At 73.8% G+C, this 23,602-nt stretch carries 18 protein-coding genes; 5 read left to right on the top strand and 13 right to left on the bottom strand.

The features are described from left to right. Positions 1 to 195 precede the first annotated feature (195 nt). The 4 genes from ABZ842_RS26305 to ABZ842_RS26320 form a co-directional block, all read right to left on the bottom strand. Positions 196 to 2,520 carry a trypsin-like peptidase domain-containing protein gene (locus tag ABZ842_RS26305; protein ID WP_361541428.1) on the bottom strand — a complete coding sequence of 775 codons (2,325 nt, stop codon included), beginning with the start codon at positions 2,518 to 2,520 and terminating at the stop codon, positions 196 to 198. A gap of 3 nt (positions 2,521 to 2,523) precedes the next feature. Continuing rightward, a complete protein-coding gene (locus ABZ842_RS26310) occupies positions 2,524 to 3,069 on the bottom strand; it encodes a CU044_2847 family protein (RefSeq protein ID WP_361541431.1) in 546 nt (181 codons plus the stop codon). Between the two features lie 499 nt (positions 3,070 to 3,568). Next, a complete protein-coding gene (locus tag ABZ842_RS26315) occupies positions 3,569 to 4,396 on the bottom strand; it encodes a hypothetical protein (protein WP_361541434.1) in 828 nt (275 codons plus the stop codon). A gap of 56 nt (positions 4,397 to 4,452) precedes the next feature. Further along, positions 4,453 to 4,590, bottom strand: a complete 138-nt coding sequence (locus ABZ842_RS26320) for a hypothetical protein (protein ID WP_361541437.1) — start codon at positions 4,588 to 4,590, stop codon at positions 4,453 to 4,455. Positions 4,591 to 5,528: 938 nt separating this feature from the next. On the opposite strand from ABZ842_RS26320, the gene ABZ842_RS26325 reads away from it, so the two are divergent. Beyond that, complete coding sequence (locus ABZ842_RS26325) at positions 5,529 to 5,744, top strand: hypothetical protein (RefSeq protein WP_361541440.1); 216 nt, start codon at positions 5,529 to 5,531, stop codon at positions 5,742 to 5,744. A gap of 21 nt (positions 5,745 to 5,765) precedes the next feature. Here the strand turns inward: ABZ842_RS26325 and ABZ842_RS26330 are convergent, their stop codons facing one another. Then, a complete protein-coding gene (locus ABZ842_RS26330) occupies positions 5,766 to 6,857 on the bottom strand; it encodes a magnesium and cobalt transport protein CorA (RefSeq protein WP_361541443.1) in 1,092 nt (363 codons plus the stop codon). Between the two features lie 27 nt (positions 6,858 to 6,884). Continuing rightward, entirely contained in the window at positions 6,885 to 7,190 is a 306-nt protein-coding gene (locus tag ABZ842_RS26335; protein WP_361541446.1) for a hypothetical protein, read from the bottom strand. 153 nt (positions 7,191 to 7,343) lie between these two features. On the opposite strand from ABZ842_RS26335, the gene ABZ842_RS26340 reads away from it, so the two are divergent. From ABZ842_RS26340 to ABZ842_RS26350, 3 genes are all read left to right on the top strand, one after another. Further along, the gene (locus tag ABZ842_RS26340) at positions 7,344 to 8,162 is read left to right on the top strand and encodes a Clp protease N-terminal domain-containing protein (RefSeq protein ID WP_361541449.1); all 819 of its coding nucleotides are present in this window, start codon (positions 7,344 to 7,346) and stop codon (positions 8,160 to 8,162) included. 102 nt (positions 8,163 to 8,264) lie between these two features. After that, the gene (locus ABZ842_RS26345) at positions 8,265 to 9,017 is read left to right on the top strand and encodes a class I SAM-dependent methyltransferase (RefSeq protein WP_361541452.1); all 753 of its coding nucleotides are present in this window, start codon (positions 8,265 to 8,267) and stop codon (positions 9,015 to 9,017) included. 31 nt (positions 9,018 to 9,048) lie between these two features. Then, the gene (locus ABZ842_RS26350) at positions 9,049 to 10,089 is read left to right on the top strand and encodes a zinc-dependent alcohol dehydrogenase family protein (RefSeq protein WP_361541455.1); all 1,041 of its coding nucleotides are present in this window, start codon (positions 9,049 to 9,051) and stop codon (positions 10,087 to 10,089) included. Positions 10,090 to 10,113: 24 nt separating this feature from the next. On the opposite strand, the gene ABZ842_RS26355 is transcribed toward ABZ842_RS26350, so the two are convergent. The 3 genes from ABZ842_RS26355 to ABZ842_RS26365 all read right to left on the bottom strand — a co-directional run bounded on the left by ABZ842_RS26355 (position 10,114) and on the right by ABZ842_RS26365 (position 12,203). Beyond that, the gene (locus ABZ842_RS26355; RefSeq protein WP_361541458.1) at positions 10,114 to 10,464 is read right to left on the bottom strand and encodes a VOC family protein; all 351 of its coding nucleotides are present in this window, start codon (positions 10,462 to 10,464) and stop codon (positions 10,114 to 10,116) included. A gap of 50 nt (positions 10,465 to 10,514) precedes the next feature. Next, a complete protein-coding gene (locus ABZ842_RS26360; RefSeq protein ID WP_361541461.1) occupies positions 10,515 to 11,537 on the bottom strand; it encodes a trypsin-like peptidase domain-containing protein in 1,023 nt (340 codons plus the stop codon). Positions 11,538 to 11,744: 207 nt separating this feature from the next. After that, entirely contained in the window at positions 11,745 to 12,203 is a 459-nt protein-coding gene (locus ABZ842_RS26365) for a MarR family transcriptional regulator (RefSeq protein ID WP_361541464.1), read from the bottom strand. Positions 12,204 to 12,393: 190 nt separating this feature from the next. Between ABZ842_RS26365 and ABZ842_RS26370 the strand changes: the two genes are divergently transcribed. Then, positions 12,394 to 13,917, top strand: coding sequence for an alpha/beta hydrolase (locus tag ABZ842_RS26370; RefSeq protein ID WP_361541467.1), 1,524 nt, complete (start codon positions 12,394 to 12,396; stop codon positions 13,915 to 13,917). Positions 13,918 to 13,957: 40 nt separating this feature from the next. On the opposite strand, the gene ABZ842_RS26375 is transcribed toward ABZ842_RS26370, so the two are convergent. The 4 genes from ABZ842_RS26375 to ABZ842_RS26390 all read right to left on the bottom strand — a co-directional run bounded on the left by ABZ842_RS26375 (position 13,958) and on the right by ABZ842_RS26390 (position 23,538). Further along, positions 13,958 to 14,860 carry an NAD(P)-binding domain-containing protein gene (locus tag ABZ842_RS26375; RefSeq protein WP_361541470.1) on the bottom strand — a complete coding sequence of 301 codons (903 nt, stop codon included), beginning with the start codon at positions 14,858 to 14,860 and terminating at the stop codon, positions 13,958 to 13,960. Positions 14,861 to 14,965: 105 nt separating this feature from the next. After that, positions 14,966 to 15,979 (bottom strand): erythromycin esterase family protein, encoded by a 1,014-nt coding sequence (locus ABZ842_RS26380; protein WP_361541473.1) that lies wholly within the window; start codon positions 15,977 to 15,979, stop codon positions 14,966 to 14,968. Between the two features lie 118 nt (positions 15,980 to 16,097). Beyond that, entirely contained in the window at positions 16,098 to 20,897 is a 4,800-nt protein-coding gene (locus tag ABZ842_RS26385; RefSeq protein WP_361541476.1) for a DNA repair ATPase, read from the bottom strand. A gap of 673 nt (positions 20,898 to 21,570) precedes the next feature. Beyond that, the gene (locus ABZ842_RS26390; RefSeq protein ID WP_361541479.1) at positions 21,571 to 23,538 is read right to left on the bottom strand and encodes a flotillin family protein; all 1,968 of its coding nucleotides are present in this window, start codon (positions 23,536 to 23,538) and stop codon (positions 21,571 to 21,573) included. Positions 23,539 to 23,602: the final 64 nt, after the last annotated feature.

The following is a 23,602-nucleotide window of genomic DNA, read 5'->3' on the forward strand; positions in this document are numbered from 1 at the left end:
CGCTTCCCGTATCCCCCGCGTGCCCCACGCGCTTCCCGTGGCGCCCGTGGTTCTCGCGCGTCTCGTGCTCGTCGCGCGTCCTGTGCTTGCCGTGCTCGTCGTGCTCGTCGTGCCTTCGTGCGTCGTCATACGACTCATGTGCCCGCATCCAGCCCCCGCGTAGCCTCGCCTGGACTCTTGTGGCGTCATGTCGCCTCATGCGCCCTCCGCCGGTTCGGACAGATGCAGCCTGGGTATGGTCCGGTCGGCGTCGGCCCAGGCGAGGACGGGCCGGCCGGTGTACTCCCGGGGGCGCTGCATCGTCTTCGCCCGGTACGACCGCACGCCGTCGGGCAGTTCGCGGGTGGCGACGTCGGCCATTTCGCCGACCGCGTGCGACGCGTCCCCGCGCTCGCGGTCCCACACCACCACCGGCACCCCCACCGCCAGGCACACCTGCACGATGTCGTCCCGCAACCCCGCGGGGACGTCCACCGAGACCCGCACCGCGTCCAACCGGTCCATCAGCGTGGCGTAAATGGCGCGGGTGTCGAGGCCGTCGTCGGAGAAGACCAGGGTCGTACCCGAGTCCAACTGCTGCCATCTGCGACGCCAGTCGGGAAGGAAACGCTCGTGCCGCCGCAGCAGTTCCGGGCAGTGCACGACCAGCGGGAACTCCGCCCCCAACACCCCGGGCACGATCTCCCCGGGGCCCATCCCCTCCCACTCGTCGATCGGCAGGTTCAGCCCCGCCCGGTCCACCAGCACCTCCACCAACGGCCGTTGCGCCGCGACCGCCGCCGGATCCAGGGACTCCAGGACGCGCAGCAGCTCCCGCGCCCCCTCCGGACCCGAGTACGAGCCGGTGGACGCGGCCGACACCTGCCGCGGCCCCGCGCCCTCGTCGCACCAGATCCGCAGCCCGTAGCGGTCCCGGCCGCTCGGCGTCACCTGCACCAACACCCGCACCCGGCCGGTGCGGTCCCGCAGCGACCTGCCCCAGTCCTGGGCGTCGCCGCGCCGCTCCGCCAGCGCCGAGTGGGGGATCCCGAGCCGGGACGCGACCCGGCCCGACCACATCCGCAGCCGCGCGTACTGCGGCGCCGTGCACAACACGCCCAGGTATTCGACGAACCGCAGCAGCGCCGGCACCCGCGGGCCGTCGTCGGAGCGGCCGTCGCCGTGCAGCCGCTCCAACCGGTCGATCAGCTCGTCCAGCGTCTGGACCCGGCCGACGGCCCCCATGCCACCCGCGGATCCCACGCCCCTCGCGGACCCGATGCCCCCCGCGGCACCGGGACCACCGCCCGCGGAGCCGTCGCCGTCGATCGGGGCGCCGCCGTCCCCGTCGCCCGGCGCCCTCCGCTCGTCGCCCACGACCGGGAACGACGCCGTCAGCGGCAGCGCGGCCCGCGCCGCCTCGGCGAACCGGACCCGTACGCTCCGATCGGTGTCGCGCAGCAGTCGGTGCAGTTGGTCGTACTCGCCGGGCGAGAGCAGCAGCGGCACCGGCGACAGCCGGCCGGCGGCCAGGAGCCGGTCCACCGCGGCGGGGTCCGAGCGCCGGATGGTCTCGGTGAAGTGGGCGAGCGCGCGCGGATGCGTCAGCAGGAAGTCCGCGAAGTCCTCCGCCGACGGCGGCGTGACCTCGCTGGCCCCCTTCGCCCCCAGGTCGCGGGCGAGCCGGTTCGCGTGGTCCGACAGGCTGGTGCCCCACGGCAGCACCTCCCGCAGCGTTTCGACGAGCAACTGCCGCGCCGGGTCGTCCGCGCCCGCGTCGTCATCCGCGGCCGGTACGCCGCCGGCGCCCTGCGCCAGGGCGCCCACGGCCCGCAACTCCGCCTCGACCTGCTGCCACGGCATGCCCCAACTGCGCCGGATCAGATGTTGCGGGCTGTGCGGCGCGGGGTCCGGGCCGTCGCCGTCCGGCGGCATGAAGTGCCCGATGAGGACGCCGACCACGGCCCGGTCGGAGGTCGACCAGACCGGACCGCCGCTGTAGCCGCGGCCGACGGCCATCCCGGTGGGCGATCCGTCGAAGTAGCCCACGGCGCCGTCGACGTGCTCCACCCGCATCGTGGCGAAGGTCGACGCGTTCCCGCTGCCGTGCCAGGACCGCACGGACCGTCCCGGCTCCATGGGCAGCCGCGGCGCGAAGCGCTGCGGCCCCTTGTCGGGGCCGGGCTCGACCTCGAAACGGAGGACGGCGAGGTCACCGAGCCACTCGCGGGCACCTTCGCGTACGGCGCCGGAGCCCGACACCGGCCGCGGCGGGATCCAATGCGCGACGCGGGCGGCGCACGCCACCCGGCCGTGCTTGCCCCACACCGACAGCCGGAGCTCGTCGGGGCCGGGCGTCCGCGGCTCGAACAGCGACCTGCCCAAGGCGTCGTTGACGACGTGGGCGCAGGTCAGCACGGAGCGCGCGTCCAGGAGCACCCCGCCGCCGGCGGCCTTTCCGCCCGCCGCGCGGTGTACGGTCGCCAGGCACGAGAGGGCGTCGCCGGTGGTCTCGGGCTCGGGCATCAGGAACCAGCCCACGCGTCACTCCGGCGGGGACGCGTCAAGGGCGCGTCGGGCAGCGCCCGCGACTCCGCCTTCGCCCGCGCCATCGGCTCCGGCCGCGCCATGGGCTCCGGCCGCGGGCGACCAGGTGGCGGTGACCGTGAGGTGGGCCTTCCCCGTGCCTCCGACGATCCCCAACTTCAGGTCCTGGCCCACCTGCACCCCCAGCGTCACGGTGATCTCGGACGGCGGCTGCGGGGCGGCGCTGACGGCGTCGTGGACCTCCTGGAGGAGCGGCCCGAGGGGGCGGAGGGTGCCGCGCAGCGCGGTGGTGGCGACGTCGGCGACGACTTCGCCGGCGGGGCGGCGGCGCCGCTGTGCCCTGCGGGGGTTGCCGCGGGCGACGGGCACGGAGGGGCCCATGCCGTCGGGCAGGTCCTCTTCGTCGGCGGCGACGTCCTCATCGACGTACTCGTACTCGTACTCGTACTCGTACTCGTGCCCGTGCTCGTCGGTTGCCTCGGGCGCGAGGAGGAAGCGGACGGGGGTGCCGTCCTGGAACTGGATCTCAGCGGAGTGGGCCACGCTTCATTGTGCGCGGCGAGGAGGGCGGGGGTACGTGGAACAGTGCGACAACGTGCGCTGGGCGACGGGACGTTGCGGGCGCCCCGCGCGTCTGAAGACCGCCCCGCCGTTCCTCTGCGGGAGCGCTGGTCTCTGCAGGTGCGTTGTGGTTGTTCGCGCAGTTCCCCGCGCCCCTAATTGCCCACGCCCTGCGGGCGTAGGGGGAAATCCGTACCCGTGCAGAGGAACGACGGGGCGAGCCCAATCAGGGGCGCTGGGGGTCTCCCCACGCCCCTGGGCGTAGGGGGGCGGAACTGCGCGACAAGCCCACCACTGGGCCGCAGAAACCGACGCACCCGCAGGGAGACGGCAAGTACGTCAGGGGCGCTGGGGTCACCCTCCAGGCCCTCTCGGGCCGAGGTGGGGGTCCCCTCGTGCCCGTAGGGCACAGGGGGAGGAGCTGCGCTAGGCACCCACCACCGGGCGCGGAGAGCGACGCAGGCCGCATGGGAGCCGCGGGTCAGTCGGTTCCAGGGGGTGACGCTGCGGGGAAGAGGGCGCGGAAGACGTTCGCCGAGTCCGTGCCCGAGCGGCCGAACGGGGCGTCGAAGTCCCAGACCAGGAACAGCAGGAACGCGATCAGCGCGCTGAAGAAGCCCGCCAGCAGCAGTTCCTGGTAGCTGCGGCCGATGTTCATCGTGAAGATCAGGCCCACCGTCACCAACGCGCCGGCGATCAAGCCGAACCACACCACCCCCGGCAGCGTCGCCCCCGCGCTCTCCACCCGTGCGTTCCGCGCCGCGTCCGCGACCGCGATCTGGTCCAGCATGGGTTGGTACGCGTGCGCCTCCAGCTCGTTCGCGGGGGTGTGCTGCGCGACGTCCGAGCGAACCTCCGCGAGCAGTTCCGCGCCCCGCCCGTTCACCTCCCGGCCCTCGACCATCCTCGGCCACTCCTGGCCCACGACGTGCGAGACGTACGCGTCGACGTCGTCGCGGAGCGCGGCGCGGAAGTCGGAGGGGAAGACCTCCGCGCGCTGCACCACCTCGTGCAGCGCCTGCGCCTCCCGCCGGGCGTCGTCCTGCGCGGCGCTGCGCGCCTCCCAGACGCCCGCGATGGCCAGGCCGAGGACGATCGCGTACACGACGCCGACCATCATCGTCATGTACTCCAGCACGTCCGGGGTCTCCACCCCGGCGCGGGCGCCGCCCCCGTCACCGCCGTCCACGTCGCCGTTGCCGGCGAGCGCGGTCTTGGTGCGGTGTCTGCGGTGGTTGAGCAGGGTGACGGCGAGCACGACGGCGCACGCCGCGGCCATCACGATGGCCAGGACCAGCCATTCGGACATGGGTGTCTCCGTACTTCCGGGTACTTCCGTGGTGGGGCGGGGCGGCCCGGTGACCGTCAGCGGCCCCGGCGGGGCTTGAGCAGCGCGGCGGCGAGCACGGCCGGCGTGGTGGTGACCAGCATCAGGACGACGAGGGGCAGCCCGTCGCGCTGCGGCTTCGCCGGGAGGGGGCGGTGGGCCCGTACGGGCTGCACGGTGCTCGTGATCGGCCGTACGCGCGGCGGTGCGGGCGTGGGGCGAGGCGTCGTGCGGGGCGGGGCCGCGACGGGCACGGGTACCGGCGCGGGTGCGACGCCGGGCTCCGGGGCCGCCGGCGGCGGCCCCGGCGCGGGCGGTGCGGCCGGCGGGCTCGACGAAACCGTCGGTGAGGGAGTGGGTGACGGCGTCGGCGTCGGCGAGGGCGTGGGAGAGGGCGTCGGGCTGGGGGTCGGTGACGGCGTGGGAGAAGGCGTGGGAGAAGGCGTAGGCGACGGCGTGGGCTTCGGCGGGCGGGTCGGACACCCGTGCAGCACCCGCACCGACACCTTCACGGACACCCGGACCGGACGCGGACCGGACGCGGAGACCGCGGCATGCGCGCACACGACGCCCGGCACGTCCACGCGCGTGTCGACGGACACGTGGAAGGACGGAACCGGCCACTGCCGGCTGTCCGCGTGCGTACCAACACGCCCCGTTGGCAGGGTCGTTGAGGCCGGCAGCGACGTCGAAGGAGCGGGCCGGGGCGCCGGCGACCGCGGCACCGCGGACACGCCCGCGGTTACGGATCCTCGCTCATGTCCCCCACCTCCCCCCGGGTCCCCACCCGTGGCGACGGCCACACCCACCCCCTGCGCACCGAGGAGGACCGTCGCGGCCACCAGTGCGCTCAACTGCTGCCATCGGGCCACATCAGCACGTTATGGGCGCAAGCCGGGACACAGGTAGCACTATCACTTGGACTGATGAATGGGACGTTTGTCCGATGGTTCACCCACGGGAGCATCAGTGCCGGACAGGGGTGCCATCGCCCCGTCAACCGCCCCGCGGCGCTCCCTGCGTACGCCGGGTGCGCACGTCGCGCGCCCGTCCCGTCCACCGGGACGGACTAAGCCGGCATGCGGGCCCCGACGGGGCGTGAGACGTTCGCCGGGTGAGGCAATCCTTGATCGCCGCGGTGCAGGCCGGCGCCGGTATGACCGTCGCCGGGCTCACCGTCGTGGCGTTGCTGCTGCTGGGGGTCGCCGCGCTCCGCCTGTCGAGCGCGGGCCGTACGGACCCGTCGGACGAGGCGCGGTCGCTGGCGCTCGCGCTGTACGGCTGCGGGGCGGCCGTGGTGTCGCTTGGCCTGTTCGTGACGGTGATATAGCGCCACCACGGTGCGAAGCGGCTACAGCCAGCCGTTGCGCCGGAAAGCCCGGTGGATGACGAGGCAGGCCGTTGCCATGACGCCGATGACCAGCGGATATCCATACGTCCAGCGCAGCTCCGGCATGTGGTCGAAGTTCATTCCGTAGACGCCGCACACCATCGTGGGCACCGCGATGATCGCCGCCCACGCAGTGATCTTGCGCATGTCCTCGTTCTGGGCGACGGTCACCTGCGCCAGGTGCGCCTGGAGGATGGAGTCCAACAGCCCTTCGTACGCGGCGATCTGCTCGCCCACCCGTGCGAGGTGGTCGACGACGTCCCGGAAGTACGGCTGGATGGCAGCGCCGATCGGCGGGGCGGGCGGCTGCTCCGTGGCGAGCGCGAGCAGGGGGCGCTCCAGCGGCCCCGACGCCCGCTTCAGCTCCAGGAGTTCCCGTTTGAGCTGGTAGATCCGGCCCGCGTCGGCGCGGCCGGCGGACGCGCTGAAGACGGCGTTCTCCACCGCGTCCACGTCCTGTTGGACGGCGTCCACGACGGCCAGGTAGTCGTCCACGACCTGGTCGGCGATGGCGTGCAGCACGGCCGCCGGCCCCTTGGCGAGCTGCGCGGGCTGGGTCTCCAGGGCCTCCCGCAGCGGCCCGAGCGAGCCGTGCCGCCCGTGCCGCACGGTGATCACGAAGTCCGGTCCGGCGAAGACCATGAGCTCGCCGGTGTCGACGACCTCGCTGGTCGCGGTGAGCTCGGCGTGCGCCACGTACACGCAGGGCTTGAGGACCGCGAAGAGGGTGTCCCCGTACCGCTCGACCTTGGGGCGCTGATGGGCGTGGACGGCGTCCTCGACGGCGAGCGGATGCAGTCCGAACACCTCGGTGAACACCGCGAACTCCACCTCGGTGGGCTCGTGCAACCCCACCCACACGAAGCCGCGGCCCTTCTTGCGGACCTGCCGCAGCGCCTCCCGCGCGTCCCCGTCGCACGGCTGCCGCACCCCGTCCGCGTACACGACGCAGTTCACCACGGCGCTGCCGAGCGGCGAGCGGGCGGGGTGGGAGAGGTCGACGGGACGGCGGCGGTGCGCTCGGCGCATCGCGCGCCGAAGCGTCCGGATCATCGGCACAGTGGGCTCCTTCGGGACGAGTCAGTGTCCCACTGACGGCCGACTGATGGAGGAGTTGTGCCATAGGGCCTGTCTTACGGATCTCGCTGGGTTCGCGTGGCCTGGCACCGCTCCCCCCGGGCCTTCGGCCCGGGAGGTGCCGGCCTCCGCGAGGACGGCGAGCGCGGTGGGCAGGGCGATCGGCTGCCCGCTCGGCCCTCGGACGTCGGGTTCGAGCCCGAAGGCGTACCCGCCGTCCGCGCTGCGGTACGCCTCCAGGGCGGCGAGGACGCCGTCCGGATCCGGGGCGGCGCCGAAGTGCAACAGGAAGCGCCGCTGTTCCAGCACGCGCCCGGAGGTCCACAGGAAGCGCTCGGCGCGCGATGACGTCGTTCAGTGAGCCCATACCCGGACCGTAGGTCGCCGGCCACGGCGCGCATTGAACGATTCGGACGCTCCTGGTGCCTTGGCGGCGCCGGCCAACGACCGTACGGTGACGCCGTGGACAGCCGCGACCCGGACCTCCCAGACCCCTTGGACGCCGACGAGCACCCGGGGAACTGGATCGACGAGGCGTTGGGCGACGAAGGCGCCGACGGAGAGTTCGTCGCCGGGCTGGACGCCCTCGACCGGCTCGACATCGTCATCAGCACCACGTGGGACCTGACCGTGCAGATGGAGGCGGCCTTCCACAAGGCGGTGCAGGACGCCGTCCACGCCGACCACGCCTGGGCGGAGATCGGCGAACGCCTCGGCCTCACCGAGCAACAGGCGCGCCACGAGTACGGCCGCGGCGAGGTCTTCCTCCAGGACCCCGCGCCCGGCGTGACCCGAAGCGCGGAGCTGACGTCCGCCCTGGTAGCGGCGCACCGGGCGACGGTCGAGGGCCGCGGCCCCGACGTGGACACCGACCACTTGCTGGAGGGCCTGCTGAGGGGCGACGGCACCGCGTCCGCGGTCCTGAACGCACTGGGCGTGACGCGCGAACGGGTGCGTACGGCATGGCTGCGCATGGCCGACCCCAGGCCCCGGAAGATGGTGCTCCAGGGCTACTCGGCGCCCGCCAGGACCGCGGTCGCGGCGGCGGAGCTGCACGCCGTGGAGACCACCCCGGAGGGCACCCCGGTGGTCGCCGCCACCCACCACCTGCTCGCGGTCCTCCTCGCGGACCCGTCGTCCCGCGCCTGCGTGGCCCTCGCCGAACTGGACGTGTCGCCCCGGGTTGTACGCCACGTCCTGTCCGCGCACACCCCACCCCCGCGCAACTTGATGGGCCGCCGCTTCCGCTACGGGCCGCGACCGGGGCCCGCGGCGCCCTGACCCGCAGCCCGGCCAGGTGACCCCTGATCCGCGCTCCCGCCCCGGGGCGCACTGACCCGTACCCCGCTGACAACTCGCCGCTCCGAGGGGAGGATTGCGGGCATGGCACCCGTCGCCGACCGCCCCCGCGCCCTGTCCTTCGACTCCGTCGCCCCGCAGTACGCCGCCACCCGCCCCGGCTATCCGCCCGCCCTCTTCAACGCCCTCGCCGAACTCGTCGGACGCCCGCTCGCCGGCGCGGACGTCCTGGACTGCGGCGCCGGCACCGGGATCGCCACCCGGTTGCTGCGCGCCCGCGGCGCGCGCGTCGTCGCGCTGGAGCCCGGTGCGGGCATGGCGGGCGAGCTGCGCCGGGCCGCGCCGGACGTGCCGTTGGTGCGGGGCGAGGGCGACCGGCTCCCGTTCACGGGCGGCAGCTTCGACCTGGTCACGTACGCACAAGCCTGGCACTGGACGGAGCCGGCCCGTTCCGTGCCCGAAGCGCTGCGGGTGCTGCGTCCGCACGGCGCGCTGGCGCTGTGGTGGAACCAGGCCGACGTCCGCGTCCCGTGGGTGGCGGCGGAGGACGCCCGGCTCGCGCCCTTCTCCCGCGACTTCCCCACCACCGTGGCCGAGCAGTTCGGGCCGTTCCCGGTCCGGGTGTCCACCCGCGAGGTCACCTGGTCCCGCCGCGTCACCCTCGACGAGCACGTTCACAACCTCGCCACCCACTCCCACTTCGCGGTCATGGACCCGGCCGAACGAGCCGAACTCCTCACCGCGAACCGGGCCGCGCTCGCCCGGCTCTTTCCCGTCGGCGAAGTGGAGGAGCCGTACCGGTGCGGGCTGACTGTCGTCCGTCGGATCGACGGCTGAGGGCCCGACCACCCGCGTTCGAGGAGGCCGTGTGCGTGCGATCGTGTTCGAGGAGTTCGGCGGGCCGCTGGCGGTGCGGGACGTGGCCGATCCCGTGCCGGACCGGGGTGGGGCGGTGGTCCGGGTCGAGGCCACCGGGCTGTGCCGCAGTGATTGGCACGGCTGGCGCGGCCACGACCCCTCGATCGCGCTGCCGCACGTCCCCGGCCACGAACTCGCCGGGACGGTCGAGGCCGTGGGCGCCGACGTGACGCGGATACGGCCGGGGCAGCGGGTCACCACCCCGTTCGTCTGCGCCTGCGGCCGTTGCCCGGCCTGTGCGCGCGGCGCCCAGCAGGTGTGCGAGCGGCAGGAGCAACCCGGATTCACGCACTGGGGGTCCTTCGCGCAGTACGTGGCGCTGCGGCACGCCGACGTGAACCTCGTGCCGCTGCCCGACGACGTCACCGCCACCACCGCGGCGAGCCTCGGCTGCCGTTTCGCGACCGCGTTCCGGGCCGTGGTGGACCAGGGCGGGGTGCGGCCGGGGGAGTGGACGGCGGTGTACGGCTGCGGCGGCGTCGGGCTCTCCGCGGTGATGGTCGCTGCGGCGGCCGGCGCCCGGGTGATCGCCGTCGACGTCGCGCCCGGCGCACTGGAGTTGGCGCGCCGCTTCGGCGCGGAGGTCTGCGTGGACGCCTCCGCCGCCGGACCGGACGTCGCCGCGTCGGTGCGGGAGGCGTCCGGCGGCGGCGTCGACCTCTCCCTCGACGCGCTCGGCTCTCCCGAGACCTGCACCCGCTCGGTGGCGAGCCTGCGCGCCCACGGTCGCCACGTCCAGATCGGCCTGCTCCCGGACGGCGTCCGGCTCCCCATGGACCGGGTGATCGCCCTGGAGCTGTCGATCCTCGGCAGCCACGGCATGCCGGCCCACGCCTATCCGGCCCTGATGTCCCTGGTCGCCTCCGGCGGCCTCCGCCCCGATCTGCTGATCACCCGCCGGCTGTCCCTCGCCGAAGCGCCCGCGGCCCTGGCGGGTCTCGACGGGCCGGGCGTCCCCGGGGTCACCGTGATCGGGCCGTACGACGACTGAACGCAGGGGACGCCGGCGATGGCGTCAGCTTGTGGCGCCCGGGGCGCCGCCGAGGCTGATTTCGTTGCCGTCCGGGTCCCGGTAGACGACCTTGGTCACACCGCCTTCGTACGTCTCGCGCCGCGCCGGCACGATGCCGCGGTCGGCGGCCCCGGCGACCCGGTCGTCGAGGTCGTCGACGAACGACAGCACCAGGGCGTTTCCCGCTCGTTCGGGGTCCTGCACGATGTAGACGTAGCGGTGCTCGGCGAGCTCCCACACGGCCTCGACGTCGTTCGGCAGGAACGACGGCTGCGTGCCGAAGAACTTCTCGTACCAGGGGAGCGCGGCGCGGTGGTCGGTGACGGGGATGCCGGCGAAGAGGTCGAGGGCCATGCCGTCCTCCAGGTGCGGTCGAGGTGTCGACGGTAGCGGCCGTCGGCCGGTCACATCAGCTTGGACCACCACGAGCCGATCAGACGCTCCCACGCCCCGCGCGGGCCGCCGCCGTTGCCGTCCGTGCCGTCCTTGCTGCCGTTGCCGGTCTTGCCGCCCTGGGCCGCCCGCTCGTACATCTTCTTCGCCGTGGCGCCGAGGACCTCTCCGTACATCTTGGTCGGGGTCATGGAGTCCAGCGACCCGTTGACGGAGACGAGGACGCCCTTGCCGGTGGCGGCGTCGAAGTCGGCGAGCCACGGGCCGCCGCTGGAGCCGCCGGTCATGTCGCAGGGGATGACCTGCGTGCCGTGCTCCTTCTTCGTCTTGCCGGTGCACTGGAGGAGCTGTTCGCCGCGCTGCGGGCGGGTGGCGGAGTAGCCGAAGGAGGTGACGGTGCCGCCGACGGGGCGGTTGAAGGCGACGGGCAGGCCGCCGGCCGCGTCGGTGAGCTTGCGGCCGTCCTTGTTGGCGTCGACGGTGAGCGCGGCGACGTCGTTGTTGGAGTCCTCCTCCCAGGTGCGCGGGGAGGCGACGGTGCGGACCGCGAACGCGCCGTGCGGCGCCTTGCCCTTGGCGTAGCCGGGCACGAACACCATCGTGGTGTTGGTGTTGACGGGGGAGGAGCCCCGGCGCACGCAGTGCGCGGCCGTCATGACGGCCGATTTGTTGGCGCTCTTGACCGCCGTGGCCGTGCACCAGGTGTCGGCGCCCCGCGCGTTGACGAAGAAGAGCCGTCCCACGGAGTTCAGCGCGGGGCCCTGCCACGGCTTCGCCATCGGGCCGGTCTCGCCGAGGTCGACGGACTTGCCGACGGCCTTCATGCGGGCCGGCGTCCAGTAGGCGAGGGCGTCGCGGCGCTCCTTCGCGGTGTACGTCAGGACGGAGACCGGGTCGGCCGCGGTCGCGCCGGCCTGCGCGGTCGCGGCCATCGCGGGGACGGGGGCGGCGAGGACCAGGGCCGTACCTGCCACGACGAGTCCGGTGGCCCGGCCACGAAGACGCCGGGTCGCGGAGGTCGATGTCTCGGTCATGGCGGCTGTCTCCTCAGCTGGTGCGGGCGGCGAACTGATCGTCAGTCTGCACCGGCGGAGGGGGGATCTCGCCTGCTCAGCGCGGGCTGTCGACGTCCCGTGACACACGTGTGCGGATTCGGGCACACACGTGACGCGATCACGGTCGGCCCCCGGGGATCTTCAAAGAAGCTTCAAGGGAGCTTCAGCGGCCTGCCTGTTCGAAGATCAGGGCCGTGACACGTTCCCGCCCGCGTTGTGGATCATCCGCTGGAGCACCTTCAGCGTGATCAGGTACTCCTCGTCAGTGATGCCCGCGTGCACCCGGTCGCGGTTGGCGCGTTGGGTCTCGGCGGCGTGCCGGTGCAGTGCGCGGCCCTCGTCGGTGAGGCGCAGCCGGGCGTCCGCGTCCTGGACGAGCAGCTTCCGTTCCACCAGGAGGTCGATGTCGGGGGCGAGGCCGCCGGCGCCGACGTCGAGGTTGGCCTGCTGGGCGGTGATCACCTCGTCCCGGGTGGCGCCGTCCTCGCCGTGCAGCACCTGGTTCAGCACCCACCACTGCGGCTGGGTGACCCCGATCGCCGCGAGCCGTCCCCTGGCGTACGCGAGCAGCGTCTTGTTCGCGGCCCACGTCCAGTACCCGGCCGGCTGCCTGACCAGGTCCGCGTCCTCGTGCGAGTACTCCATCACGCCACCTCTTCCGCTTGCCCCGCGCCGTACTCGCCCGCCGGATCGGCGGGCTCGTCCCGCACCGTAGGACCTCAACTGCGGCTGAGGTCAAGTGTGTTGGCGATCACCGGATGCGGGGGTTATCCCCACTCGAAGGACGCCAGACCGCCGGATGGGCCGGGTGGCCCGGGGTGATCACCCTTGGATCATGGCTAGTTACTACAAGGCAGCAGCTCTGACCCTGTCCGTCGTCACCGGCGTCACGACCCTCACGGGCACTTCCGGGGTGGCCGGAGCCTCCGGTGCGAGTACGTCGCGGGCGCCGACCGGGACTTTCGCGCCGGCGCTCGATTGGAAGGCGTGTGCCAAGCCCGGTGGGCCGGCCACGCAGGAGTGCGCCACGTTAGAAGTGCCCCTCGACTACCGCGACCCGGGCGGTGCGAAGGCGTCCATCGCCGTGTCGCGGGTACGCAGCGAGGACCCGGGCGAGCGGCGCGGCACGCTCCTGATCGTCCCCGGCGGGCCCGGCTCCTCCGGGGTGCAGCGGCTGACGCAGAAGGCGGCGGCGCTGCGGCAGCAGGTGGGCGATGCGTACGACCTGGTGAGCCTGGATCCGCGCGGCGTCGGCGGCAGCACCAGGGCGGAGTGCGGGCTCCCCGAGGCGGACCGGTATCTGACGTCCATGCGGACCTGGCCCGACGCGGACGGCTCCATCGCGGAGGGCACGGAGCGCTCCCGGCGCGTGGCCGAGCTGTGCGCGCGCAACGGCGGTGCCGTGCTGCGCAGTTTCAGCAGTGTGAACGAGGCGCGTGACATCGACCGGCTGCGGCAGGCGCTCGGCGAGCGCAAGCTGTCGATCTGGAGCACCTCGTACGGGGCGTACGTCACGGCGGTGTACGCGCAGAAGTTCCCGCACCGCACCGACCGCTTGGTGCTGGACAGCAACGGCGACCCCGACCACCGCAGGGTGGCCCGCGGTTGGCTGGCGAACAACGCCCGCGGGGTGGAGGACCGGTTCCCCGACTTCGCCGCCTGGGCGTCGGACCCGGCGCGGGGGGCCGCGCTGCGGCTCGGCGAGAGCCCCGAAGAGGTGCGGGAGCTGGTCATCGACCTGATGGCGCGGCTGGACCGGCAGCCGAAGCCGACGGCCCATCCGAAGCTGAAGCTGACGGGTGCCGCGCTGCGTCAGTCGTTGCTGGACGCGCTCTATGACGACGCGCGGTTCGAGGGCCTCGCGAAGCTGATCAAGGCCGCGCACGAACCGGCCGGTGTGCCGGTGCTCGATCCGGTCCAGACGGTGGCGCTGCCGGACTCCGACGTGGCCATGACGTTCGCCGTCATCTGCAACGACGTGCGCTGGCCGGGCGCGGTGGCCGAGTACGAGCGGGCCGTGGCCGCCGACCGGGCGCGCTACCCGCTCACCGGTGGCATGCCCCAGAACATCACGCCGTGCGCCTTCTGGAAGAACGACCAGCAGGAGGAGCCCACCCGAATAACGCCGGACGGGCCCTCCAACATCCTGATGATCCAGAACCGTCGCGACCCCGCGGTACCGCACTCCGGCGCGTTGGAGATGCGCCGGGCCCTGGGAGACCGGGCCCGGATGGTCACCGTCGAGCGGGGCGGGCACTCGGTGTACCTGGGGACGGGGAACGCCTGCGGGGACCGGACGGTGACCGAGTTCCTGACGACGGGGAAGCGGCCCGGGCGGGACGTCTCCTGCCCGGGCTGACCCCCACCCCGTAGGCCATGCGGTCGCGCGGCGGGCCCGGTCACGCGGCGGGGCGGTCCGCCTTCAGTACCTCCAGCAGGCTGGAGAAGCTGTCCGCCCCGTGACCGGCGTCCATGCCGCGGCGGAAGACCTCCACGACGGTCGCCGGCAGGGCGGTGTCCACGCCGGCGTCGGCCATCGTGTGCAGCACGTGCTCGGCGCTGGCGACCCCCATCGCCAGCCGGTCCACGTCGCCCTCGTGGTTTCCGGCGTCGATCCGCTCCGCGTAGAAGGCGGTGAAGGTCTCCAGGCTGGCGAGGGTGGCCCTGGCGTGGTCGAGGATGTCGGCGACCTTGAGGCCGTGGGCGTCCGCGAGGGCGACTGACTGGAGCATGCTGAGCATCGACGTCCAGAACATGCCCATGCCGAGCTGGTACATCAGCGCGGCGAGGCCGGGCTCCTCGCCCAGGTAGTCGGGGCGGGTGAGCACGCCCAGGGTGTCCCGGTGCCGCTCGAAGGCGTCGGCCGGCCCGCTGTAGAAGGTGTTCATGTTCTCGGTGTCGCCGATGCCGGACGGCGGGCTGGCGACCCCGCCGGTGAGCATCGTCGCGCCGTGGCCGGCGATCCAGCGGGCGCCCTCGCGGGTCTTCTCGGGGGTGTCGGAGCTGAGGTTGACGACGACCCGGCCGGCGAGCGCGTCGGCGGCCGGGTCGAGGATCGCGTACATCGCGTCGTAGTCGGTCAGGCTGAGCACCACCAACTCGTTGGCGCGCAGCGCTTCCGAGACGTCGGCGGCGAGCACGGCGCCCTGCTCGACGAGGGGTTCGGCCCGCGACGGGGTCCTGTTCCAGACGGTCACCTCGTGTCCCCGGTCGAGGAAGGTGCGGACCATGGCCTGACCCATGGGGCCGAGTCCGATGACGGTGACGGGGCGGGCGGCGGCGGGGGTGGTGGCGGCAGGCATGGCTGTCTCCCTCAGCTCTAGAATGAGCGCTCTATTTAGAGCACTGACGCGACTGTAGCACGGCACTAGAGCGAGCGTTCTATCTAGAGGGGGCCGCTACCGGCGTCAGTCGGTGAGCGGTCGGTCCGGGGTGACCTCCCGGACGTGGACGACCGCGTCGAACCAGTCGCCGAGCGCGCCGCCCGCCATGTGGTGCTCGGCGTGCTCGGCGGCGTCGAAGCCGGGGCCCACGACCCGCGTCCTGGTGGCGGCGTCGAGCCAGGACGCCACGGGCTCGGGCCGTTCGCCGCGCAGGTCAAGCAGGTACGCGGCCGGGGCGGCGCTCCCCAACACGGCCTCGGCGAACTCCGCCGGCGGCGCCGGCACCCGGGCGCCGCCGGACCCGGGACCGGCGATGGTGCCGTGGTGGAAGGTGAGGCCGATCGAGACGTAGTCGGACCCGTAGTGCCGGCGCAGGTGGCCGCCCGCGTTGCGGTGCGTCAGCGGCGGGGAGGAGGGCGAGACCGTCCGCGGGTCGCCGATCGCGGTGTGTCCGAGCCCGCCCCAGTAGACGATCCTGTCGCCCTCGTTCCCGGGGTGCTCGTGCCACTCGATCACGTGCCGGGCCAGGTCGCGTTCGATGCCGGCCAGGCCGTCTTGTGGCACGGCGGGCCGGTGGCCGGGCACCGGCCCGGTGAACCGGACCGGGTCGTCGGGGTGTTGCAGGTTGTACGAGCGCATCCACTCGACGGCGCCGAGGACCTCCGCCGACTGCCAGAAAGACCGGGCCCCCGCCAACAGGGCCCGCGGGTCGTCCGGTCCGCCGCTGACGTACGCGTCGAGCCCGACCCTCGCCGCGTCGTCCCCCTCCAGCACGACGGCGCGGAACCCGGCCTCCTCCACGAGCAGCCGCAGGGCCCGGTGCGCGAGCGCGGACAGCTCGTGCGTCTGGCGGGACGAGACGCCGAGCGCCACCACTCGGGCGTCGCCGACCAACGGCACCAGCGGCCGGAGGTCGGTCAGCGGCGCCAACGGGTCGAAGGCGGTGAGGGGGTGGGCGCGGTCCTCGATCCACGGGACGACGTGACGGGCGACGTGAGCGGCGACGTGACGGGCGGACTGGGCAGGCCGAGTGGACACGGCGGACTCCTCCGATGAGCGTGAGCGCGAGCGCGGGTGTGCTCGTGCGTGGTGCCGGGCCGCGCCCGGCTGCGGCCGACGCCGCACCAGGAGCCTCGAACATCAACCAAACCTGAGGTCAAGCCCCGGGGTCCCGCAGCACCGGCACCGAACGCTCCGTCGCCCGTACGATCGCCGCCTCCACCGCCGCGATCCGCTCCGCCAGCTCCCCGAACGGATCCCGCTCCCGCGCCCTCGTCCGCCCGTACGCCTCCTTCACCGCCGCCCAGCGCGCCGCGTCCGGCCCGTCCAACGCGCCCCGCAGCTCCGCCAGCTTCAACACGTTCGCCTCGGTGTCACCGGGCAGGGCCCGCGCCTCCGCCGTGTAGTGGTCGGTGACCACCGCCGCCAGCTCCGCCGCGTCCATCGCCGGGCTGAGCCGCTGCACGATCCGGTTCATGTCGCGGTACGACCCCTGGAGCCGGAACGGCGGCTCGGTGCGGGCCTCCTGCGAAACGCCCGCAGACGCGATGTACGCCGCGTTCACCGCGAGGACCGTGCGCCGCGCCGCCAGCACGTGCCGCAGCAGATCCACGACCTGCGCCAACTCGCCCGGCTCGTACGGGTGCACCAGCCCGCCGCGGTCGGCACCCGCGTCGCCCGCGGCCAGCCGCACCAGCAGCTCCACGTCGCCGCGCTCCCGCCCGGCGAGCGGCGCCAGCAGCGGGTGCGAGGTCAGCGCGTTCTCGACGAAGCTCAGCTCGAACGCCTCCTCCCGGCCCGTCAGCACGTCGCCCAGGTCCCACACGTCCGCCCGGTTCGCCAGCATGTCCGGCAGCCGGAACCGCTCCCCGGACTCGGTGTACGGGTTGCCCGCCATGCACACCGCGAACCGCTTCCCCCGCAGGTCCCGCCCGCCCAGCCGCCGGCTCGCGTCGCACAGCGGGATGAAGCGCTGCAACAGCTCCGGCGAGGTGTGCTGGATGTCGTCCAGGTACAGCAGCACGTTGTTCCCCGCCGCCAGCGCGAACTCGACCTTCGCCAACTCGGCGCGGGCCGCGGCGTCCGGCGCCTGCGCCGGATCGAGCGAGACCGTGTCCCGGCCGAGCGCCGGACCGTCCACCTTCACCAGCAGCAGCCCCAGCCGCTGCGCCACGTACTCCACCAGCGTCGTCTTGCCGTAGCCCGGCGGCGACAGCAGGAGCAGCAGCCCGCCGCTGTCGGTGCGCTTGTCGTCGCCTGCCGCGCCGATCTGCCGGGCGAGGCTGTCGCCGACCAGCGGCAGGTACACCTCGTCCACCAGCCGGTTGCGGACGAACGCGGTCATCACCCGCGGCCGGTGCTCGGCCAGCCGCAGCCGCTCCCGCTCGGCCGCCACCAGCGCCGTGCGCAGCTTCTGGTACGCCCGGAAGCCCGGCACCTCCCGCGCGGCGAAGTCGGCGGTACGGGTCAGGAACTCGTCCAGCCGGACGGTCAAGGAGCCCCGGCGCACCCGGGGGTGGTCGCCGAGCAGCCCGGTCACCGTCACCACCTGCCCCGCGGCCACGTCGTACCGCTCCAGCTTCGGACACAGCTCCAGCGCCACCGCCTCCGCGACCACGTCCGGCTCGGCCGCGACCACGTCGGAGTCTGCGTCGGTCGCCGCGTACGCGCCGAGCCAGCCCTCCACCAGCCGCCGCGCCTCCGCCGGGCCCAGGGCGTCCAGCACGTCCCGTACGTCGTACGACTCGTCCACCGCCTCGTGGAAGCCGGCCAGCAGCGCCCGCGCCGCGCCGCTCGTCGCGAAGGACCCGCCCGTCGCCAACTCCTCCACCAGGTACTCCGCGGCCACCGACGAGCCGACCGCGTCCGTGAGTTCGGCGTGCAGCGCGGCCAGCGCCGGCGACGGGCCGAACCGCTCCCGCGCCGCCACCAGCGACCGCGCCTGCCGCGCCCACCTCTCCCGTACGGCCCCGTCGGCGAGCCCGGACCAGAACAGCTGCGCCCGCGCCCGCTCCCCGCCCGGGAAGCGCAGCAGCCCCGCGGTGCGCCACAGCCCCAGCACGGCCCGCAGCAGCTCCTGCGCGTCGTGGTCGTGCACCCCGCGCTCGTAGCCCTCGTCGTACGCATCGGCCACCGCCCGCGCCACCAGCTCGGCCGGATCGCCGCCCGCGACCGCCGCCGGCAGCAGCCGCGCCGCCAAGTACTCGGCCCGGTAGACGTCCGGCGACTCCGACGGCAGCGACCGCGTCCAGTACGGTCGGGCAGCCGCGAACTCCGCGCCCTCCACCGGCGCCCGGAAGTCCGTGCCGGTCAGCGCGAACACCATGCCGTCGCCGCGCGGCACGAGGGTGAGTTCCGGCTCCTGCGCGGTCACCGCGAACCGGTGCCGGCCCAGCCGGATGGTGTCCCCGCCGTCCGCGAACAGCTCACGCCGGTCCCGCAGCGCCCGCCCCGCCTCCTGCCGGGCCGCCTTCAGCCGCCCCGCCAACTCCTCGGCGCGCACCGAGTCCCCGAGCGCCCGCAACTCGTCCGCGGTGCGCAGGATGCGGGCCACCATCGGATCGGAGCCGAAGTACGTGTGGACGGCGTCCGCGTCCGGCAGCGCCGCCGCCCGCCGCGCCACCGCCTCCAGCGCCCGCCCGGCCGACTGCGCCAGCCGCTCCGCGCGCCGCGCCCGGTCGTCCTGGAGCGCCTGCCGGCGCGCCGAGAACGCCTCGTACACCTCCGAACGCCGCTCGGCGATCTGGGCGAGGAAGCCGTCGTGGTCGGCGAACCGGGACTCCAGGTCCTCCAGGTGCAGCAGCAGCCGGGCCAGCTGCGCGTCGCACTCCTCAGGCGTCGCCGCCGCGGCCAGCGCACCCGTCACCGACTGCGCCAACAGCGCGAACTCGGCGGCGAACTCCGCCCGCCCCTCCTGCTCCGCCAGCTCCCGGCGGCGGCCCACGAGCGTGGCGCGGGCCCGGTTCACCGCGCCGACGACACCGGCGACGCGCTCCAGGATGCCGGTGCGCACGGTCGCGTCCGCGACCTCAAGACCGGTCACGACCTCCGTCAACGTAGCCAGCCCCGCGGCCCGTTCGTCCAACCGCGCCACGATCTCGTCCGCCTCGGCCGCGGTCGTCAGCGCGGCGGCCCGGTCCGCGAGCGCCGCGACCTCGGCGGCGTAGCCGGCGAACGCCTCCGCCCGCTGGAGGAACGCCACCGCACGGCGCGCGGCGGACGCGGTGTCCGCCTCCACGTCCTCGGCGAGCGCGTCGATCGCCGCGACGTCCGCGTACCGCAGCTCCTTCAGCGTCACCAGCCGGCCGCGCGCCGCCCTCAGTTCGGCGATCCGCGCGATCCACTCCTCCGCGGACGCCGGCGCCTCGCCCCGCACGCGGCGCACCAGCCGCGCCACGGTCGCCGCGGCCTCGGCGAGGGCCTCCGCCGCCGAGCGGGTCAGCGCCCGCACGGTCGCGAACTCCTCCAACGCCCGCTCCGCGGTCTCCCGGACCTCGGTCAGCGGGGCGCGCAGATCGCCCACTTCGGCGTCGCCCAGCCACGGATGGCGGTCCGCGGTCCGCTCGCAGTCCGCGACCAGCGCCTCGTACAGCTCGACCGTCGCGGTCCCCTCCGCGTCCCCGACGGCGGCGGCGCGGCGCGCCAGCGCGAACGCGTCCGCGACGCCCCGCACCAGGTCCGCGTTGCCGATCCGGGCGAGCGGGCCGCCGCCGTCGGGCGCGGGGTGCGCGTCGGAGACGTACGGGCTGCGCCACAGCCGCACCCGGTGGACCCGGGACGGCTCCTCGGCGCCGTGCAGGGCGAGGAGCAGCCCGTCGTCGAAGAGGGCGTACGCGTCGCAGGTCAGCGGCGCCGCGACGGTCTCGCGGATGGTGTCGTACGGCAGTAGCCGACACCCGGCGCCGTTGCGGAACGCGTACAGCACGTTCTCGCCGCCGGGCGACTGCACGGTGCGCTCGAACTCCATCGGTCCGCCGGTCGCGTCCGAGGTCTCGAAGGTCCGCACCGTGCCGTTGGTCAGGCAGTAGCCGCCGGGGAAGACGATGCCCTGGTCGTCGGGGAGGCGACGGCAGGACTCCCCGATGCCGTCGAGGCGCACCACGGTCGCGGTGAGGGTGTCGACGACGAGGTGCCGTACGACGTCCTCGTTGTACGGGCGCACCCGCAGCAGCACCAGCGTGCCCACCCGGGCCCATGCGACCTCCGCGTCCGCGAGGGCCTGCGACGGGTCGTCCACGGGCTCGCTGTGCACGCCGCCTGGCGATTCGGTGTCGTCGACGGTCTTCACGGTCAGCGCGCCGCCGGTCGCCGCGACGAACACCCCGTCCGTGACGCGCACGTGCGGATGGCGCCCCGGCGCGTGGTCGTCGCGGGTGGTCTCCGTCCACGTCACGTCCTGCGCCGGCGGCGCCTCGGCGAGGTCGCGCTCGCCGCGCGCGTCCAGGAACGCGCGGGGCGCGAGCGACCAGCGCAGTACGCGCACGTCCTTCTCGCCGGTCCGGAACACGGCGAGCAGCCGGCCACCGGTGACGCGCAGCCGCTCCAGGCGTGCGCCGCGGAAGTAGCGGCAGAGCGCGGCGAACTCCGCGAGGAACGCGGGGTCGTCGAGGAGGCCCGGGACGGCATCCGGGGCCAACGGGTTCAACTCGCGGTCGTACAGCGCGAACACGTCGCCGACGGCGGTGTCCGGGGAGAGCGCGGCGGGCGGGTCGCAGGCGAGGAGCAGTGCGCCGCCGATGGCGACGGCGTCGCGGGGGAGGGCGGGGGCGGTGGTGCGGAGCTGGACGGTACGGGCGAGCTGGAGCTCGGCGGCGCCGAACGCGGTGGTGCGGCTGGAGTTGAGGGCGTCGGCCCGGCGCTGCAACTCGCGCGCGCCCCGCCGCAGCCGCGCGCGCAACACGCCGTACTCCCCGTGCTCCCCGAGCCCCCCGCTGCCGCTGCCGGTGTCCGTCTCCATGCGACCTCCTCGTCTGTACGTGTACGTCTACGCGCCGAGTCGCGGCGCACTGCCGTTGGCTTCGCGCGCCTGAGGACCTCGCCGTGCCCCTGCGGCCTGATGGTGGGCTTGTCGCGCAGTTCCGCCCCTTGTGCCCTGCGGGCACGGGGGGACCCCAGCGCCCTGACGTACTCGCCGTCTCCCTGCGGGTGCGTCGGTCTCTGCGGCCCGGTGGTGGGCTTGTCGCGCAGTTCCGCCCCCTACGCCCAGAGGGCGTGGTGGTACCCCCAGCGCCCCTGTTTCGCTGCCCTTGTCGTTTCTCTGCGGGGCACGAGTATGGCTTTCCCCTACGCCCGCAGGGCGTGGGCAATTAGGGGCGCGGGGAACTGCGCGGTCAACCACAGTGCACCCGCAGAGACCAGTGCTCCCGCAGGGGAACGGCGAGGCTGTCAGGGCGCTGGGGGTCCCCCCGTGCCCGCAGGGCACAGGGGGCGGAACTGCGCGACAAGCCCACCACCGGGCCGCAGAGACCAACGCTTCCGCAGGGAGACGGCGAGTACGTCCCAGCGCGCCAGGCACGCGCAAGCACCCGCAGCAACCGGAGGCGTCCCCGGCGGGGCGCACATCACGCGCGCCCCGCCAAGAGCCCGCCGCTGCCGCCCCCCGCGCGGCAGCGACGGAGTCGTGGGTCGGGTCACCCCGAACCGTTGCCGTTGCCCCGCGCAGCGTTCAGCAGCTCGCCCAGCTGCGCCTCCACGCCCGCCCCCGCCGCACCCGCCACCGCACCCGACCGCATCAGCTTCGTCAGCAGCGCCGACACCGTCAGGTTCTGGACGTCCGACGTGGACATCGAGCCCAGCACGGACGTCGCGTCCTCCGCGAAGGAGCGGGAGCCGTCGAGCCAGGGCTCCGCCAGGGTCCGCGCCGTCGCGGAGCCGTCGACGAACGCGTCCACGCCCTTGCCCAGCGACACCGCTCCGACCAGCCGGTCGAAGAAGACGGACTCCCCGCCGACGATGTCGATGTCCGCGTTCTCCAGCCCCGTCGCGAGCACCTGCGCCTGCGCCTGCGCGACTTCGCGCTGGACTTCGAGGCCCGCGAGGCGTACGTCCTTCTCCGCCTCCAGGCGCAGTCGGTACTCCTCGTGCGCCCGGGACGCCTCGTCGAGCGCCGCCATCGCCGCGGCCTTCTCGGTGATGCCGGTGGCCTCCGCCTTCAGGCGCTCGGCGAGCGCCGTCGCCTCCGCGCGGCCCGCCTTCTCGATCGCGTCGGCCTCCTTCTCGCGCACGGACACCGCCGCGAGCCCGGCCGCCGCCGCTTCCGCGCGCACGCCCTCCGCGAGGCGGATCTTGGCGCGGGCGTCGAGGTCCGCCGCCTTGGTGCGGGCCTCGGCGAGGGTCATCTCCTCCGCCGCCCGGTGCACCGCGGCCTGCTCCGCCGCCTCCGCCGCCTTGATGTCCTTGACCAGCCGCTCCTGCGCCTCGGCCTCCGCCGCGATGACCACGGCCTGCCGCTGCCGCTCGGCCTCCTCGACCGCGCGCAGCCGCTTGATGGACTCCTCCTGCTCGGCGACCGTGCGGTCCACCGCGACCCGCTCCCGGATCACCTCGGCGATCTCGCGGCGCTCGGCCTCGACCTCCTTGTCCGCGGAGATCCGGGTCAGTTCGGTCTCCCGGTCCCGGGCGATGACTTCGAGGAGCCGGTCCTTCTCGATCCGCTCGCTCTCGATCGCGATGACCCGCTCGCGGTTCTTCGCGGCGACGGCGACCTCCCTGGCCTGGTTCTCCCGCTGGACGCCCAGCACCTCCTCGGTCTTGAGGTACGCCGCCTGCGCCCGCAGCCGCTCCTCCTCGACGACCTTCGCCGTCTCGGCCTCCTCCCGGGCCCGTACGGTCTCGATCTCCCGGCGCTGCTTGATCTCCGCGTCGGCCTGCCGGCGCTCCAGCTCCAGGATCGCCTCCCGGGCGTCCACGTTCTGGCGGGTGATCTCCTTCTCCTCGTGCCGCTGGAACTCGTTGGTGCGCACGTGCTCCACGGCCGTCAGCTCGGTGATCTTCCGGATGCCCTGTGCGTCCAGGATGTTGTCCTTGTCGAGCTGTGCGAGCGGCGTCTGCTCCAGGTAGTCGATCGCCGCGTCCTCCAGGCTGTAGCCGTTCAGATCGGTGCCGATGACCTGGATGATCCGGTCCCGGAACTCGTCGCGCTTGGTGTAAAGGTCCGTGAAGTCGAGCTGCTTGCCGACGGTCTTCAGCGCCTCGGAGAACTTGGCGTTGAAGAGGTCCTGGAGGGTGCCCTGGTCGCTGGCCCGGGCGGTGCCGATGGCCTGGGCGACCTTCACGACGTCCTCGACGGTCTTGTTGACCCGGACGAAGAACGAGATGCGGATGTCGGCGCGGATGTTGTCCCGGCAGATCAGCCCGTCCCGCCCGGTGCGGGAGATGTCGATGGTCTTCACCGAGATGTCCATGACCTCGGCTTTGTGCAGCACCGGCAGCACGACCTGCCCGGTGAAGGTGACGTTGACGGTCCGCATCTTGGAGACGATGAGCGCCTTGCCCTGCTCGACCTTGCGGAAGAGCCGGCTGACGACGAGGACGACGGCGATGACGATGACGAGGACGACGGCGATCAGCACGCCGACGCCCAGGGTGATGGCGTCCATGTTGGGGTACCTCACGTGTGGATTCAGCAGAAGGCGGGGCGCGGCGCGGCGGCCGTCCGCAGGA

Source organism: Streptomyces sp. NPDC047315, assembly GCF_040643215.1.
In the GTDB taxonomy this organism is placed as follows: Bacteria; Actinomycetota; Actinomycetes; order Streptomycetales; family Streptomycetaceae; genus Streptomyces.